Origin of the sequence: Methanobrevibacter sp., assembly GCF_017410345.1 — an archaeon.
GTDB lineage: Archaea > Methanobacteriota > Methanobacteria > Methanobacteriales > Methanobacteriaceae > Methanobrevibacter.
The window spans coordinates 43,165-57,832 of sequence record NZ_JAFQQZ010000061.1 but is presented as its reverse complement, the minus strand read 5'-3'; the positions used below and the strand labels follow the sequence as shown (position 1 = coordinate 57,832).

The 14,668-nt window shown below is 34.9% G+C and carries 16 protein-coding genes; 4 read left to right on the top strand and 12 right to left on the bottom strand.

The window, feature by feature from the left end; all coding sequences use genetic code 11:
* Positions 1 to 55: 55 nt before the first annotated feature.
* Entirely contained in the window at positions 56 to 370 is a 315-nt protein-coding gene (locus IJE13_RS08510; protein ID WP_292779412.1) for a TIGR04076 family protein, read from the bottom strand.
* A 118-nt stretch (positions 371 to 488) separates the two neighbouring features.
* Between IJE13_RS08510 and IJE13_RS08505 the strand changes: the two genes are divergently transcribed.
* From IJE13_RS08505 to IJE13_RS08495, 3 genes are all read left to right on the top strand, one after another.
* Positions 489 to 1,130, top strand: a complete 642-nt coding sequence (locus tag IJE13_RS08505; protein WP_292779410.1) for a DUF6198 family protein — start codon at positions 489 to 491, stop codon at positions 1,128 to 1,130.
* Between the two features lie 267 nt (positions 1,131 to 1,397).
* On the top strand, positions 1,398 to 2,228 hold the full coding sequence (locus IJE13_RS08500) for a F420-dependent methylenetetrahydromethanopterin dehydrogenase (RefSeq protein WP_292779407.1): 831 nt from the start codon (positions 1,398 to 1,400) through the stop codon (positions 2,226 to 2,228).
* A gap of 220 nt (positions 2,229 to 2,448) precedes the next feature.
* Positions 2,449 to 2,949 (top strand): hypothetical protein, encoded by a 501-nt coding sequence (locus IJE13_RS08495; protein WP_292779404.1) that lies wholly within the window; start codon positions 2,449 to 2,451, stop codon positions 2,947 to 2,949.
* 110 nt (positions 2,950 to 3,059) lie between these two features.
* Here IJE13_RS08495 and hisB read toward each other — a convergent pair whose 3' ends face one another.
* From hisB to IJE13_RS08470, 5 genes are all read right to left on the bottom strand, one after another.
* Positions 3,060 to 3,638 (bottom strand): imidazoleglycerol-phosphate dehydratase HisB, encoded by a 579-nt coding sequence (gene hisB, locus IJE13_RS08490; RefSeq protein ID WP_292779402.1) that lies wholly within the window; start codon positions 3,636 to 3,638, stop codon positions 3,060 to 3,062.
* Between the two features lie 100 nt (positions 3,639 to 3,738).
* On the bottom strand, positions 3,739 to 3,927 hold the full coding sequence (locus tag IJE13_RS08485; protein ID WP_292779423.1) for a 4Fe-4S binding protein: 189 nt from the start codon (positions 3,925 to 3,927) through the stop codon (positions 3,739 to 3,741).
* A gap of 118 nt (positions 3,928 to 4,045) precedes the next feature.
* On the bottom strand, positions 4,046 to 4,738 hold the full coding sequence (locus IJE13_RS08480) for a TOBE domain-containing protein (protein WP_292779400.1): 693 nt from the start codon (positions 4,736 to 4,738) through the stop codon (positions 4,046 to 4,048).
* 357 nt (positions 4,739 to 5,095) lie between these two features.
* Positions 5,096 to 6,661: a flippase gene (locus IJE13_RS08475; protein WP_292779397.1), complete on the bottom strand. Its 1,566-nt coding sequence runs from the start codon at positions 6,659 to 6,661 to the stop codon at positions 5,096 to 5,098.
* 153 nt (positions 6,662 to 6,814) lie between these two features.
* Complete coding sequence (locus IJE13_RS08470; RefSeq protein WP_292779395.1) at positions 6,815 to 7,411, bottom strand: flavodoxin family protein; 597 nt, start codon at positions 7,409 to 7,411, stop codon at positions 6,815 to 6,817.
* 258 nt (positions 7,412 to 7,669) lie between these two features.
* Here IJE13_RS08470 and IJE13_RS08465 point away from each other — a divergent pair, with 258 nt between their 5' ends.
* The gene (locus tag IJE13_RS08465; RefSeq protein WP_292779393.1) at positions 7,670 to 8,410 is read left to right on the top strand and encodes a hypothetical protein; all 741 of its coding nucleotides are present in this window, start codon (positions 7,670 to 7,672) and stop codon (positions 8,408 to 8,410) included.
* Positions 8,411 to 8,617: 207 nt separating this feature from the next.
* Here IJE13_RS08465 and IJE13_RS08460 read toward each other — a convergent pair whose 3' ends face one another.
* From IJE13_RS08460 to IJE13_RS08435, 6 genes are all read right to left on the bottom strand, one after another.
* Positions 8,618 to 8,944 (bottom strand): zinc ribbon domain-containing protein, encoded by a 327-nt coding sequence (locus IJE13_RS08460; protein ID WP_292779391.1) that lies wholly within the window; start codon positions 8,942 to 8,944, stop codon positions 8,618 to 8,620.
* A 132-nt stretch (positions 8,945 to 9,076) separates the two neighbouring features.
* Positions 9,077 to 10,294, bottom strand: a complete 1,218-nt coding sequence (locus IJE13_RS08455; protein WP_292779389.1) for a bifunctional 5,6,7,8-tetrahydromethanopterin hydro-lyase/3-hexulose-6-phosphate synthase — start codon at positions 10,292 to 10,294, stop codon at positions 9,077 to 9,079.
* Positions 10,295 to 10,587: 293 nt separating this feature from the next.
* Positions 10,588 to 11,397 (bottom strand): amino acid ABC transporter substrate-binding protein, encoded by an 810-nt coding sequence (locus IJE13_RS08450; protein WP_292779387.1) that lies wholly within the window; start codon positions 11,395 to 11,397, stop codon positions 10,588 to 10,590.
* Between the two features lie 253 nt (positions 11,398 to 11,650).
* Entirely contained in the window at positions 11,651 to 13,477 is a 1,827-nt protein-coding gene (locus tag IJE13_RS08445; protein ID WP_292779385.1) for a threonine--tRNA ligase, read from the bottom strand.
* A 202-nt stretch (positions 13,478 to 13,679) separates the two neighbouring features.
* Positions 13,680 to 13,982, bottom strand: a complete 303-nt coding sequence (locus IJE13_RS08440) for a barstar family protein (RefSeq protein ID WP_292779382.1) — start codon at positions 13,980 to 13,982, stop codon at positions 13,680 to 13,682.
* 65 nt (positions 13,983 to 14,047) lie between these two features.
* On the bottom strand, positions 14,048 to 14,506 hold the full coding sequence (locus tag IJE13_RS08435) for a ribonuclease domain-containing protein (protein WP_292779379.1): 459 nt from the start codon (positions 14,504 to 14,506) through the stop codon (positions 14,048 to 14,050).
* Between the last annotated feature and the right edge of the window lie 162 nt (positions 14,507 to 14,668).

The window sequence follows — 14,668 nt, the reverse complement described above, 5'->3', positions numbered from 1 at the left end:
TTTATTAATTTTTTAAGCAATCCTGCCAGATTTTTTATCCATTTTTAATTTAATTTTAATCTGCATCTTCATCAAGTGTTTCAAGCAAAAAGCTTACAGGACGGAATCCATCATTGCAGGATATCATTGCTGATTTCTTATTTTTCATCCAGCCATCGTATAAATCTTCACCGCCAGATGATAATGCAAGCACAAATGATGAAATGCTTTCCCAAGCGCTGCTGCAGAAATCTTCAGGCTTTTCCCATCCATTAGCAATAAAAGTGTCTCCAAGCTCTACATCACATTCATGTTCCATTGGATTTTCGTATTTTTCAATCAAGTCATCATATCTTGCTTTTTTCATTACAGTGATTTTTACTTTTTTCATCATAGCACCTGTTTAAATATCTCTTGGTTTTTTTATTTATTTTTTATTTTTTCTTAAAAAATTTTAAATACTTTATTCTATTAAAATTTAAAATGGAATATAAAGGTGGGAAGATAAAATGGATAAAAAATTGATTTTCAGATATGTAATGCTTATTGTTGGAGTAAGTATAATGTCCTTAGGTATCTCATTATCCATTAAAGCTACTTTAGGAACTGCCCCAATATCTTCTGTTCCTTATGTTTTATGCATTATTTTTCCTTTAAGCGTTGGAGTATTTACAATACTTTTCAATGCACTTCTTGTTTTATTTCAAATGCTTCTTCTCAAGAAAGTTACAGTTTCACAGATTGCACAAATGCTTATTTGCATATTATTTGGGTATATGATTGATTTCACCCTTGGGTTCCTAAGCTTTATTAATCTCACTGATTACATCAGTCAATGGATTTTATGTATTGTGAGTTGTTTTGTTCTTGCTTTTGGTTTAACCATTGAGGTTAAGTCAAATCTTACCATGCTTCCAGGTGACGGTGCAGTTCTAGCTATTGCAGAAGTATTGAATAGGGACTTTGGAAAGGTAAAGCCATTTTTTGACATATCTATCATAACTATGGCTGCAGTTATCTCATTCATATTCTTAGGCCATCTCGAAGGAGTTCGTGAAGGAACCATTTTTGCAGGAATTGTTGTAGGTTTCATCATCCAATTTTATGATAGGATTTTTGGCAAAAAAATTGATGAATATTTAGAAGATTAACTGATATTTTTTATGAGAGAAATTTTCCAATAATTTCATTTTTATAAGAATTTCTGATTTTTTCAAAAAAGACAAATTTTCCTTTTTTTAATAAAAATACTCTTGTTTGTTCTTTATTTTTTGTTCGGGGGTTTTAAAATTTTATTATTACTCAAATAACTTTTTTTAATAATTTGCAAAAAATTTTTTCTATTATATAAATGTTTTGTTTTGATTTTAACATTAAACTTTATAAAAAGCAAATACTATAAATATAATTGTGATATTATGGTAGTTAAAATCGCTATATTAAGAAGTGGTAATATTGGTTCTTCACCAATATTAGATTTATTATTAGACGAAAGAGCAGACAGACCAAACATCGACGTAAGAGTATTTGGATCTGGAGCAAAAATGAACCCTGAACAAGTCGAAGACGTTGTACCTAAGTTCAAACAATTCGACCCAGATTTCTGTATTTTCGTAAGCCCAAACCCAGCTGCACCTGGTCCAGCTAAAGCAAGAGAATTATTATCTGCAGAAGATATTCCTGCTATTATCATCGGTGACGCTCCTGGTAAAGGTAAGAAAGACGAAATGGATGAACAAGGTTTAGGTTACATTATTGTTATGGCTGACCCAATGATCGGTGCAAAAAGAGAATGGTTAGACCCAACTGAAATGGCTATCTTCAACGCTGACATCATTAAGGTATTAGCTGAAACCGGTGCTTTAAGATTAATCCAAAAAACCATTGACGGTGTAATCGAAGCTGTAGAAGCAGGTAACGAAATCGAATTACCTAAACTCATTGTAACTGCTGAAAAAGCAGTAGAAGCAGCTAAGTTCCAAAACCCATACGCAAAAGCAAAAGCTATTGCTGCATACGAAATGGCTGGTGCTGTAGCAGGTTTAGACATGAAAGGTTGTTTCATGACCAAAGGTTTCGAAAACTTCATTCCTTTAGTAGCTGCTGCTCACGAAATGGCTGCATGTGCTGCTGCATTAGCAGCTGAAGCAAGAGAAATTGAAAAATCCAACGACACTGTATTAAGAACCCCTCACATGAAAGAAGGTAACGTTGGTTGCAAACTTGATTTAATCAGCAAACCAGAATAAGTGTATTGGATTTAAGTAGCTTTTTAGCTACTTATTTTTCTTTTTTCTTTTTTAAAACAAATTCAAATCAAATCAAATAAATCAAATCTCAAATCAAACCAAAATTTACTTTTTTTATTTTTATTTAAACTCAATTTCAAGACTTTTTATTTAATAATTTAATTCGTTAAAATACTAACAATATGATTGAAATGCTATCATTTTTTTATGGTGATGTGAAATGCCTTCTATAGATTACTTTGAATGTGAGGATTGCGGATTCAGATGGAAAGATCAGGGACCATTGCTCTTTTGCCTAAATGAGGACGGCGAGATTGAAGAGTATATCCTGATTAGAAAAGCCTATGATTTGGATAGGGATTCCTTAATCTCAGGAGACATTGTCGAAACTTATTGCGTGAATTGCGATAGGAAGATAAAGCTATACATCATATCCGTCATTAGGAATCCATCTGATGAAGATGAAGCTATTTCCTTAATAGAAAACTTGGCTAAGGAAAATAGGATTTCCAATGAAATCCTAAAGCCATTCATAAAATCTTCAGATTTGAAGGATGACTGTTATATTGTAGACCTATCAAGAAACTTCCACTCTTCAAAGAAGTATCACTGCCCTAGCTGTGACAGTGAGATTCCAAAATATATCCTATCAAAAAACAAATGTCCAAAATGCAATGGTGAAATAAAAGTAGTTGATGGGATGTGCTTGGATAAATTCTAGAGAAATAGATTAAGAAATCATTAAAAAGTTAAAAAAATAATAAAAAATAGATTAAAAATAAATTTAAAAAAAGAAAAGTAAAAAAATAAAAGGCCAAATAAACCTTTAAGTTACAATACGCCTTTTGTACTTAAGATCTCATCATGCTCTATCTTACATGCATCATACAATGATTTTGCAAATGCCTTGAAAAGAGCTTCGCATTTGTGGTGGTCATTTGAACCTTCACAGGTTCCATAGACATTGATCTTTCCGCTTGAGGCAAATGACTCAAAGAAGTGAACTACAACATCACTGCTCAAATCACCGATCTTATCGCATTTAAAGTCAAGCTTCATATTGCAGTAGCTGCGGCCGCTGATGTCTATGGCAACTGTTGCAACGGAATCATCCATAGGGACAATCGCATGGCCCATTCTTCTGATTCCTTTCTTATCGCCAATAGCTTCAGCAAAAGCCTCACCTAACAATATGCCAACATCTTCCACAGTGTGGTGGTCATCTATTTCAATGTCACCTATTGCCTTGATCTTCAAATCAATGAAGCTGTGTTTTGAAAATGATTCCAGCATGTGGTTGAAGAAATTGACTCCGGTGTCAATTTCATATTTTCCGCTTCCATCAATATTCATTTCTATTTCAATATCTGTTTCAGATGTCTTTCTTGAAACTTTAGCTGTTCTAGTCATTGAATCACTCACTTGATTTAAGTTTTATAATAGTATGATATAGTCAACAATTTATCGCAAAATTTTAAACTATAATTTAATTAAAATAACGATTAATAATTCATTCATCTGGCGCATTTCTCATAATTTTAATTGCATCTGGACCGCATTTCATTGCACATAATGTACAAACATGACAATAATCCAGGTTTGATACATGTGCAACCTTATCAATTGTCCAAATATATCCACCTTTAGGGCAAATTTCCTTGCAATTTCCACATGCGGTGCATTTGTCCTCATCAACTATAATTTTTAAAATAATATCACCATTGAATAAATCTGTAAATAATCTTATTTTGTTTAATCTATATAAAACTATAGGCTAAATTATTAGATTATCTTATTTTTAAGCATTTAAAAAATGATTATAATTTTAAAGTAGCTATTGACAATGCCTTGAATCCAATGTAAACTTCTTTTCCCAAACTCAAATCTAAGTCTTTTCCTGCAGACAAGGTAATGTCTGAGAAAATATCCACTCCGCCAATATCTATTTTAACACGAATCATCTCATCCTGAAGCTTCATTTCAGTAACTCTGCCTTTGAAGATATTTCTTATGCTGGATGTTTGAGGCTCCAACATTATGAAGATATTGTCATAGCTTATTAAAGCCAATATCTGATCTCCAACTTTATATTCCTTTTTCAAAGGAATTGTTATGGTCAATTCATTCATTTGAATTTTCATGACCCCTTTTGCCTTATCCACTTCAAGAATTTCCGCTTCGATTTCGTTGGTTTCCCTGTGGAGTTCCATGATGGCATTGATCTTTTTGCATTCCTTCAATATTTGCAAGCCCTCTTCGGTAAGGGTGGTACTGCCTCCACCACCGCTTCCTCCTTTTTTTGTGCTTACAATAGCTATATCCAAAGCGGATTCTATTTTGTCGATATAGTTCAAAGCGGTTCTGTAAGAAATTTTAGAACGCTTAGCCGCTTCTGTAATGGATCCGCTTTCATTAATATAAATCAATAGATTGAATTTCTTTTGATCCAAAAGAAAAGAATTTCCATCAATATTGATCTTATATTCAACACCAGCCTTAACTTCAGTCATTTTAATCGTCCCTTTTACCTTATTAACAACTTATTTTATAAAAATTACCCTTTATTGATAGTTAATATATACTTTTTATTAATTAAACTTATTTATTTTAATCTAATAATCGATAAAATTTTCAAAGTTTAACAGTGGTTTAAATCGTGATTTTAGCTAAAAAAAGAGTTGATATTCATTTTTATTCGTTATGAGCAATATTCGTAATCGATAATTTGCTTATAAAGGGCATTTTCCTTTTCAATCGATATAAATTAACTAAGGAAAGTTTTAAATCATGATAAAAATAGTAAGGCTTCAAATTTAATTAAAAGGTAAAAATCTAAAAATAGAATTAAATAATAAAAATAATTGATTTTAAGAGCTGTATTTATCGATGATATCCAATAGCTTGTTTGCATATTTTCTTAAAGGTCCTAATTTTGTGGTAAATCTTCTGAATCCTGCCACATCATCATGTGACAAGGTTTTAAGTGCCACTATTGCAATCATGTAGATTATAGGACAGATGATCAATCCTGCAATCAATCCATAGCTGTCGTTTGGAAGCACAAATACAGGCAATGCCATGATCAATGAAGCTATTGTGACTTTGGCGAGGAACATGTAAGGGGCATGGGTCTTTGTCAATCTGAATTGAAGCAGGAACATTGGAATCATCATTATGAATGAAGCTATTGTGGTTGCAAGCGCTCCCCCTTCAATGCCGTAGGTAGGAATCAGATACCATCCAAGGCCTAAGGTGATGATACATCCGAATATCAAAAGGTACATTGGAATTCTTGGGTTTCCTATACCCTGCACAATGCTTCCGGAAATTGTGTAGATTGAATAGAATGTCATGCCGATAACAAGAATTGCAAGGGACATTGCACCGTTCATGTATGCAGAATTGGTGAAGTATACAAGCCCCATGATTTCCTTTGCGAATATTGCTATTCCCACACACATAGGGATTACAAAGAACATTCCGTATTTATAGGATGCATTCACATATTTTTCAAGAAGGTTCTGGTCCTTTAGGGCATATGCTTCAGATGCCGCAGGCAGTATTGTGGTTGCAAGGGAGCTTGAGACGATCAATGGAAGCCTTGAGATAGGGTCTGCAGCTGTGAAGTAACCGATTGCGGTTGCAGCCAAAAATCCTCCCATAAGCAAGGTGCAGATACTGTAGATACCCATTTCAGCAAGTGCGGTGATTGTCACTGGGATTGAAAAGAAGAGCAACCTTTTTGCAAGGCCCATTTCCTGTTTGAATGTGAACTTGAAGTCAGGATTTGCAGGAGGTATGTACTTTCCCATATATCTTTTGAATATGTATACTGCAGAAACTGCAGATGCCGCAAAACCGAGAACGGAACCTAATACTGCACCAAAGGTGGACAATCCTAAAATTACAAGTGCAGTTGCAAAGAGAATCATGAATATCTGTTCGATTGCACGTGTGTAAAGGATGTATTCCATTTTGTATACACCTTGGAAGGCACCTCTGAATGCTCCTACAATTACACTGAAAGGAGTGATGAGACCTACAGCCTGGAGAGGCAATAGCGCTTCAGGCTTGTGATAATAGTTTGTAATGATAGGTGCGGCTACAAATACCATGACCAGTCCAAAGAAGAATCCTAAAAAGACCATTATCTTCAGTGCTGTAAAGACGGTCTGGCGAGCCAAGTCCTCCTCATCGAGAGCATTGTACTCAGATACGTATTTAGCTATTGCAGGCGGAAGCCCTGCCGCAGACAATACCTGGAAGATTCCTTGAAATGGAGTTGTAAGTCCAAGTATACCATATGCTGCAGGTCCTAAAAGTGATGCCATAAGGAAACGGTAAAGGTATCCTCCCACACGGAAGATGACATTACCAATCAGGATTATTGCACTTCCCTTAGCCACTTTGGAACTTCCAGTCGCTTCGCCCATTTTTTCACCATCAAAATTAAAAAGAAGTATTTTTTTTATTTAATATTGTTTTAAACTTAAAACAATTAATAATTTCTTATATATTATAATTAGATATTCCTATATAAATTTTTAGTTATATATCTTTTGCAAATCTCTTAAAGTCATTAGGCATCATGATTTGAATTCCAATAGGAACTCCTTAAAGTGACTTATGGTCATATCCAATGTCTTAAGGCCATACTCATCTTCCTTGACTCCATCTGCACCATCGTCCTGTGACCAAAGGCATGCACCTAAGTTGGCACCAAAGGATCCTCCGCTCACCGGTATGATTTTATTCAATAGGTAGAATGTATTGATTTGCTGAATGGCCAATTCCTGACCGCCGGACCTGTCTCCTCCAACGACTATTGAAATCCCTACCTTGTTCTTGAAGATATCCAAATCTTCCATGATCATGGCCTGGCATCTGTCGATTACGGCCTTTAGTTGTGCGGAGATGCTTCCAAAATGAATTGGACTTGCAAGTATGATTCCATCAGCTTCCCTTAGGGCTTCATAGATTTCATCCATGTCATCAGCTATTGAACATTTCCCTTTGCTTCTCTCGCAGTCGTTGCAATGAGTGCATGGAGAGATGTTCCTATCCTTTACAGATATGAATTTTGTTTCAAATGAATCTTCATTTTCCAATTCATCCAATGCCCTTTTCAGCAAATATTCGCTGGCTCCTTCCCGTGGACTTCCACAAATTCCAACAATTTTCATTATCTTGCCCCATTTTTTATTTTTAAATAATTATTTTTTTAAGTGATAATTTCTTAAGGATTGTTTTTTAACTATACATATTTTTATAATAACTTTGATTAAAATTTACTTTTTATTTCCTTAAAAAAATTATAAAACTTATATAATATAAATCATATATTAATATTATAATCGAATTTTATTGACAAATTTTTGTCTTGAAAACGATGTTTTTAATTTTTAATTTTTTTTAATGGTTATATTCTAAATGGTGTTTTTATGGATTTCGTAAAAGGTATTGTTAAAAAATATTTTAGGTCTTACAATAGGACATTGAAGGATGGTACTAAAAAGACCTATAAGACAGAACAGGTTCAGGTCACTGTATCCAAGTCTGACAATATCTTTGAGGATAAGGAAGAGGTCTTCATCCTATCACAAGCCCAAGCGGAAGAGCTTGAAGAGCTTGATGAAATGCAAGCGGCAATGGAATTGTTCAACGCCATGTTAGCCGATGAGAATGAAAAGCTAACAAAGGAATTGACCGAAGTCAAGGATGAATTGATTGACAATGCCTCAAAATTGGAGGCTTTCACAGTTGAATTGGATGAAAGCAAATCCGAACTTGGGGAATCCAACAGGAAACTGCTTATTTTAAAAGAGGATTGCTCAAATCTAAGGGATCAGCTTGAGGAAAACAAGAACACCATTTCCAGTTTAAGAAAACAATTGGAAGACAAGAACTTCATCATTTCAGATTTGAATGATGATTTGGCATTGTTGAATGAAAAATTAAGCAATGGAGAATCAGATGATTCCGAGTTCATCAGCAATGAGCAGTTCACATCCAGTTCAAGTTCCTATACTTTTGACGATTATGTGGAATTGCAGAAAGAGTACATAGCATTGCTCAAAAAATACGAAAGGTCTCAGGAAGACCTATACAATGAGAAAGTCAAGGTCATCCACTATAAGAATCTCTTGGATAAATTCAAAAACTTCATTTTAAGAATACAATAATTTATTATTCTAACAAATATCAACTACTTTTTTTTTAAAATTAATCTTAAAAACAGTTTATTTAATAGCTATTTTTTCTATTTTTAAATTTTTAAAAAAATTAGTAAATTTTAGTCTTTTCATTGATTTTAAATTTTTAAAAAAATTAGTGATATAGAAGTTAAAACTTTAATGAAAACTTCTATAAATTCAAAAATCTTGTTTTGATTAGAACATGTCTTTGGCATTTCCTCTGTAACCCATGACAGGTTCCTCATCCTCATCGATTTCATCGTCAGGATTTGGATTCCATCTCTTTAGGTTTGGAAGGAAGTTGCAAAGCAAACCGGTTGCTTCCTCTTCACGCAAGTCAGGGTTTCTCTTCATCATCCTTTTTGCATGTCTAATGATCATTTCGTTTATGGTTATGTCAGGTTCTGTAAATTCTCCATTTTGGAAACAGTCTTTACAGTAATCCATATTCTGACTGCCATCTTCATTTGTACCGCAGTCATTTCTTCCCATAGGTCTGCCGCAAGAATTGCAAAATCCCATATTTTCACCTTTATTGTTTGGTTCTTAAGCCATTGGCATCATGATAATTCTTATTTTCAAAAATCATTTAAAAAAAATAGCTAATTAGAATAATCTAATTAGCTGATGCCTTAATAATTTTTATTGACGAACTTAGATTTGCTCATCATCTTCCATGACCACTCTCATGTGGTTTGGATCTACAGGCATTTGTGCCAAGAAGTCTTCTGCAGCTCTTCTTGGGTCACCGGAACCGATGATGTATCTTCCTGCAATGATGATGTCTGCACCTTTTTCAAATGCTTCAGGTGCTTTTTCTGGAGTTACTCCTCCAGCTACAGCAACTAAACCGCCAGTGATTTTCTTGATCTCTTTGATGTTACCCCATGCGCTTACGTCATCAAGGTTCTTGCCTTCAGCTCTAAGCTTACTTTCGAGGTCAACGTTTCTGTGCAATAGAACGATGTCAGGCAAGTACTCCTTGTTGAGTTTCTTGAGCTTTTTGGTGAAGTCATCCACATTCATCATATCGAGGATGGAGTAGATTCCTTGTTTTTGACATTCGTGGATAGCCTTTTCAATGGATTCAATGGTACCGAGACCGGAGATAGCCACTGCATCAGCAGTTTCATCCGCAGCCATCTTGACTTCAACCCTACCTACATCCAAGGTCTTCAAGTCAGCAATGATGAATCCGCTTGGAGCCAATTCTCTGATTTTACCAACTACGCCGACACCGAATTTCTTAACAAGAGGAGTTCCTGCTTCAAGGAGGATTCTTTCTCTGTTAGGGAGTTGCTTGATGATTCTTTCCATAACTTCCAAGTTGTCAAGGTCAAGAGCAACTTGCAAGTAAGGTGGTTCGTAGAGCTTGATTGCCTTGAATCCCATGATTGCGTGGGTTCCACGGTCTTTTTCGTATAATACCTTGTCAATGTCAGGGTATCCTTTCAATGCTCTTTTGATTGCAAGCTTGGTTGCAGCATAATTGTATTGGTAAATCTTTCTGTAGTCTTCAGCAGCTGGGCTGATGAATACGCTTGCATTGATTACCCAGTCTTCCACTTTGTCTTTAGGGATGATTCCTTCTTCCACACAGTCAGCTACTGCTCTACCTACAGCGGTTTGAGCTGGTCCAAAGATCTTGCTTGCATCCTCTAAGTCACCAACGGTTACCTTAGGGATGATGATGGTAGCTGGCTTGGTCATTAGGTTAGGTCTGATTACACTGAGCAATGGAGTGTGTCCAACAGATAATTGGCTTAATCCATTAGCAAATGCGTTTCCTACAGGACCGTCTTTTTCACCAATAAGTAAATCAACGTGTGCTAATTCGTCTCCGTCTCCAATGAGAGCTTCTCCTATAAACATTTCATATCCTCCAATTTCAAGAATAATTTATAATTTTGATTTTTAATTATCATTTATTTAAATCATTTATTTAGTTTAAATACTCATTTATTATTTTCATAAAATCTAAGTATTTATACAATTATAATTTATGTTTTAATATAATATATAGTTAAGTAATTTAAATAATGTGAAAAATAGTTTTGATATTTATAATAATTGATGAAAAAAGAAAAGTGATAAGTTGATTTAATTATACTTTATGATATTTATGATGAAGAAAAGAAAAGTGATAAGTTAAAAAAAATAAGGGATTATGGATAGATTACCCCTTCAGGCACTCCATAATCTTTATATTTTTGAGCAATCTTATCAATGGTTCCATCTTCATACATTTCATTTAAGGTTTCTTGGACCTGGTCTCTCAATTCAGTATTGTCCTTTGAGAATCCGACACCATACTGTTCAATGGATAATGGAGTTTCCAAGATTTTATAATCTCCCTCATCATATTTTGTATTGATTATGTATTTCATGACATCACAATCGCCAAGAACAGCATCACAGGTTCCAGATTCCAAATCCATGAATGATGTATCATATTCTGTTATTTCATTGACATTTCCAAAACTGTCTTTTAAGGTCTGATTGTTTTCAAGAGCGTTAAGGGCACTGCTTCCCATCTCCACATCTATAGCCTTTCCTTTCAAGTCTTCAAATGAGGAAATGCTGGAATTTGCTTTCACTACAAATACTTGGGAATTGTTGAAATATGGTTCGCTCCAAGCGTAATCGTCTTCACGACCATTGATTGTAAATCCGCTCCAAATGCAGTCTATAGCACCAGAGTCAAGTTCCGCTTCTTTAGTGTCCCAATCGATTATCTGATGTTTCACCAATGTCCAATTGTTTCTGTCACAGACTTCCTGAGCCAAGTCCAAATCGAATCCGGTCACTTCACCATTGTCATCTGTATACTCGAATGGTGGAAATTCAACGAAATATCCGACAACAAAATTGGTTTCATTATTTTCAGCGCTTGAACCATCACCTAGAAAATCAAACCAACCTGCACTAACTGAGCTTATCATCAAAAATGAAATAAGCAAGACAGTTAAAACCATAAAAATTCTCTTTATATTAATCTTAAGCCCCTCCAATAAAAATTAAGGCAATCCATATTCAATAAAAATTATACGGAATAAATTGTTCAATAATAATTGTTCATATTACTATTTATTCAATTTAATATTTAAATATAGGATTGTTAATCAATTTAAGATTTAAAAAGAGCATGAAAAAAAATAAAATTTGTTCCTATACGAACATATAAAAAACTGTTAAAAAAAAAAGAAATTATAAGTTGATTGAATCAACTTATTTGAAATTAATTCTTTCTGAAACGTTTCTTGGCAATGGAAGTCTTCTGAATGGCATTCCTTCGGTTTCTTCCTTGACAGATGCGATAAGTTCATCTGCAGTCATATCAAGCTTTTCACCGGTTTTTCTTACGGTTACATTGTAATTGTCGGTTTCAACTTCCTTATCACCAATCACTACAATGTAAGGTATCCATTCCTTGGAAGCGTTTCTGATTTTCTTACCTACCCTGTCATCACTGTTGTCGACATCCACACGAATGTTTTCAGCTGCAATTTTGTCAGCCAATTCGTTAGCATAGTCTAAGTGTTTTTCACCGATTGGCAAGATTCTAACTTGAGATGGGCTTAACCAAATCGGAAGCATTGGGGATATTCCATCCTCTTTTGCAGTGTTTTCAAGCAAACTGCAGATAACCCTTTCCACACTTCCGGTAGGGGAACAGTGCAAGATGATTGGGTTTTGAGGATTTTCGTTTTCGTCAACATATTCGATGCCGAATCTTCTACCGCTTTCAACATCTATCTGTACGGTAGGATTTTCGATAGGTCTTCCTAGGTAGTCGATAGCTGCAAAGTCGATTTTGCAGGACCAGTAATGTTTTCTTTCAGGCAAGATTTCGAGTAACAATGGCTTGCCGATTCTTTTTGCGGTTGCTTCCATCCATTCCTTGTTTTCTTCGTAGAAGTCTTCGGTTGCCCTGAAGATCGCTTCGTAGTTAACATCAAGGTCAACACCGGTTTGGACACACATGTCAACTTGAGCGTCAAACTCATGAAGGGCTTGTGGCATGTCGGCACAGAAGCTGTGCATATCAGGCATGGTGAATGCCCTTAGTCTCTTAAGACCTACAACTTCTCCTCTTTTCTCGAATCTGAAACTGTAGGTGGATAATTCGTAAACCTTTGCAGGGAGGTTTTTCCAGGTAAGGAAAGATCCGCCAAGAACTCTGAATGCACCGAAACAGCATGCAAATCTGAGCATCAAGTCCTTTTTGGTTGCGGTCTTGTATTGTCTTTCACCGAACTTTGCCGCATGTTCCCTGATTGCATCGTTTGCAAGGTCATAGAAGATTGGAGTTTCAATAGGCATTGCGCCTAAGTCAACTACAAAGTTGTAAACGTAATCTGCAAGCAAGTCACGAACCAATCTGCCTTTCGGATACCATTTGAGGTTACCGATGTCAGAGGCAAGTTCATAGTCACATAATTCCTTTTCCCTCATGATCTTTACATGTGGAGGTTCCCCTTCATCGGAAGCACCTTCTCCAAGTTCGTATGCAACCAGTTTTTCCAAGTCCTTGCTTTCATAGTTGTATTTCTTAGGGTCAAAGGTTTCCCCGTCCTTGAATATTAACCAGGTGGATGGCTTTTTCTCTTCTTTTTCTTCCTCTTCTTCAGCGTCTGCAGTGATGGTTCTTGAAAGTTCAGACAATGGGTGTCCTTTACAAGAAATTTCAAATGCCTTATACCAGCCGAATGGAACTCTAAACACATCCAATCCTTCTTCCTTAAGTGCCTCTTCAGCATCCTTCAATATCTGCACTGCCACTTTAGGGGCACCAAGGGATGAAGAAAGGTGAGCATATGGGTACAAGACGATTTTTTCTGCATTGACTTCTTCGTTGGTTTTGATGACTTCAGCAACCAAATTTTTAACGATAGCGCTTGGATTTTCCTCATCCTCTTTTTCAATGGATGAGAAAACGACCAAAGCTTCATCGAAAGCCCCATTTTCCTGAGCTTCCTCAATTTCTTCAGCTACTGGAGTTTTGTTTTTTACTTGATATTTTATATAATCAGAGTGAATAAGTAAAACTCTCATATTTTCACCGTTTTCTAATTTAAGTAATTTTTGATAAATATTAATTATAAATTTTAATTTACAATATAATATTATAGGTTTATTTTTTATATTATTTAATTATTAGTAATAATCTTGATGATTTGATTATTTGAAAAATAGATTAGAAAAATAAAAAAAATGGCATTTGAATGAAAATAAAAAAAGAATTTAGATTAAGGATTTAATCTAAAATTAATTTCAAATCAGGGTTTTCAACTGATGCATCCTTGAAGGTGGCTATCAGGTCTTCATCAAGTTCGGAGCTGTCCTTGATGATGATTATCCTTTCATCCAATTCACAAAGGCAATCATATAATGCATCAAGATTTTCACCGTAATAATCTGGGAAATCCAGTTTTTCCTTTATGTATTCATGGGGATTTTCCTTCATTTCTTCCCCATACAAGACTATTTCATTCATGTTATCTATCATCTTTTTCAGTTTTTTTCTAAGTCGTCTGTTTTCCAATAGTTTATTTGTCATATGAATCGTTATTTTATGGTTTCAGTTTATTATTTAGCTTGATTAAAATTGATTTTAAATCTTTTTTAAGTCAAATGCTCAAAGCTTGCGTAATGATCTCCAGTATAGTAAACCTCAAAGTCATCAGTGGAATAAACTATCCTTTTAGGTCCTCTGCTGCTTGCACCTAAGGTGTCGATGTCACATTCCTTATACTCATGGGTTATAGGCAAAATGGATTGACGGTTTGTAAATATGTCCCCTCCAATGCATTTTCCAGGAGCGTATTTTTCAACGCTTCCACCATGCCATCCAAGAGCCTTCGCTTCCCTTTTGGTTATGTAATTGGAAGGAAGCTTGTGATATTCAACGATATATGCCGCAACCTCTTCCTTTGAGTCATAGGTTCCATCTTCTGTAATGTCAATACCATCCACCACAAGAGCTGAAGAGTCGGAGTCGGAATCCTCTCCGATGCAACCGCTGATTGCCACAACAGCAAGCAGAATGATTAATATTAATCCGATTATTTTCCAGTTTTTCATTTTCAATCACTTTTAGTTTATTAAGAATATTGCTTAATTTTAGTTTATTTTTCATTTTTAATATAATTTTTTAAGTTTTTTCAATAAAATTTTTTAATAAATCTTGTTTTAGATAATTTCTTTAAAAAAAACTTCTTAATTGGATTAATTTTTCTTAAAGTA

Bases quoted from the DNA above. Each gene is read 5' to 3' on its own strand.
- IJE13_RS08510 (WP_292779412.1), bottom strand. From the start codon at position 370: ATGAAAAAAGTAAAAATCACTGTAATGAAAAAAGCAAGATATGATGAC.
- IJE13_RS08505 (WP_292779410.1), top strand. From the start codon at position 489: ATGGATAAAAAATTGATTTTCAGATATGTAATGCTTATTGTTGGAGTA.
- IJE13_RS08500 (WP_292779407.1), top strand. From the start codon at position 1,398: ATGGTAGTTAAAATCGCTATATTAAGAAGTGGTAATATTGGTTCTTCA.
- IJE13_RS08495 (WP_292779404.1), top strand. From the start codon at position 2,449: ATGCCTTCTATAGATTACTTTGAATGTGAGGATTGCGGATTCAGATGG.
- hisB (WP_292779402.1), bottom strand. From the start codon at position 3,638: ATGACTAGAACAGCTAAAGTTTCAAGAAAGACATCTGAAACAGATATT.
- IJE13_RS08480 (WP_292779400.1), bottom strand. From the start codon at position 4,738: ATGACTGAAGTTAAGGCTGGTGTTGAATATAAGATCAATATTGATGGA.
- IJE13_RS08475 (WP_292779397.1), bottom strand. From the start codon at position 6,661: ATGGGCGAAGCGACTGGAAGTTCCAAAGTGGCTAAGGGAAGTGCAATA.
- IJE13_RS08470 (WP_292779395.1), bottom strand. From the start codon at position 7,411: ATGAAAATTGTTGGAATTTGTGGAAGTCCACGGGAAGGAGCCAGCGAA.
- IJE13_RS08465 (WP_292779393.1), top strand. From the start codon at position 7,670: ATGGATTTCGTAAAAGGTATTGTTAAAAAATATTTTAGGTCTTACAAT.
- IJE13_RS08460 (WP_292779391.1), bottom strand. From the start codon at position 8,944: ATGGGATTTTGCAATTCTTGCGGCAGACCTATGGGAAGAAATGACTGC.
- IJE13_RS08455 (WP_292779389.1), bottom strand. From the start codon at position 10,294: ATGTTTATAGGAGAAGCTCTCATTGGAGACGGAGACGAATTAGCACAC.
- IJE13_RS08450 (WP_292779387.1), bottom strand. From the start codon at position 11,397: ATGGTTTTAACTGTCTTGCTTATTTCATTTTTGATGATAAGCTCAGTT.
- IJE13_RS08445 (WP_292779385.1), bottom strand. From the start codon at position 13,477: ATGAGAGTTTTACTTATTCACTCTGATTATATAAAATATCAAGTAAAA.
- IJE13_RS08440 (WP_292779382.1), bottom strand. From the start codon at position 13,982: ATGACAAATAAACTATTGGAAAACAGACGACTTAGAAAAAAACTGAAA.
- IJE13_RS08435 (WP_292779379.1), bottom strand. From the start codon at position 14,506: ATGAAAAACTGGAAAATAATCGGATTAATATTAATCATTCTGCTTGCT.